Origin of the sequence: Leucobacter sp. Ag1, assembly GCF_000980875.1 — a bacterium.
Classification (GTDB): domain Bacteria; phylum Actinomycetota; class Actinomycetes; order Actinomycetales; family Microbacteriaceae; genus Leucobacter; species Leucobacter iarius.
Genome location: NZ_LAYO01000008.1, coordinates 1 through 1058, shown reverse-complemented (window position 1 = coordinate 1058; position 1058 = coordinate 1). Strand labels below are relative to the sequence as shown.

The window sequence follows — 1058 nt, the reverse complement described above, 5'->3', positions numbered from 1 at the left end:
GCGCTCGATCCGCTGCGCCGCATCGAGTACGAGACCGGGGATGCGCTGCGGCTGCACCGGGGCTCCGGCCGCGCGGAGCGCCGCGGGCCGGTCGTCGACGCGCTCGTCTCCGCGGGGATCCCGGACGCCGAGGAGCGGCTGCCGCAGCGCAGCGACGAACTCTCGGGCGGGCTCCGCCAGCGCGTGCTGCTGGCGTCCGCCACCATCGCCGACCCGCGCTTCGTCGTCGCGGACGAACCGACGACCGCCCTCGACGCCGCCTACCGGGACCGCGTGCTCGCCGCGCTCCGCGCCCGGGCCGATGCGGGTGCGGGTGTGCTCCTGGTCACCCACGATCTCGGCAGCGTGCGCGCCGTCGCCGACCGGGTGCTCGTGATGCGCGACGGACGGGTGATCGAGTCGGGCACGCCCGAGGAGGTGCTCGGCACGCCCCGTCACGTGTTCACCCGCGAACTGCTCGATGCCTCCCCCGAGCGCGCACCGCGCGGCACTCGCCTGCTGGGGCGGAACCGGGGCGCGTCCTCGGAGATCCGCGCGGCGGGGCCCGACGAGACCCCGATCCTCGAGCTCGCCGAGGTCTCGGTCGCGTTCGGCCGGCGCACGGTGCTGCGCCGCGCCTCGCTCGCGGTCCGCGACGGCGAGACCGTCGGACTCGTGGGGCCCTCCGGCTCCGGCAAAACCACCCTGCTCCGTGTCGCGCTCGGGCTGCTGCGCCCGGACACCGGTGATGCGCGCGTCGACGGCGCGTCCTGGGCCGCCGCACGCCCGCGCGAACGGCGCGCGCTGCACCAGCGCCTCGCCCTCGTCCCCCAGGATCCCCTGGCGTCGTTCCCCCGCGGAGCGGACGGGCTCGCGATCCTGCGCGATGCCCTGCGCGCCGCCGGCGTCGAGCGCGGGCTGCGCCGGGGGCGTGCCCTTGGCCTGGCCGACGAGGTGGGGCTCCCCGCATCCGCGCTGGCGCGCCCCGCCGCCGATCTCTCGGGGGTCCAGCGGCAGCGCCTCGCCATTGCCCGGGCGCTCGCCCGCTCACCCCGGATCCTGCTGCCCGACGAACCGGT

Annotated in this window: 1 protein-coding gene; it reads left to right on the top strand. The window is 77.7% G+C overall.

Features of this window, described 5'->3' with window-relative positions:
* Nucleotides 1-1058, top strand: a 1058-nt coding sequence (locus tag XM48_RS00020; RefSeq protein WP_046453723.1) for an ATP-binding cassette domain-containing protein, incomplete at both ends; no start/stop codon positions are given.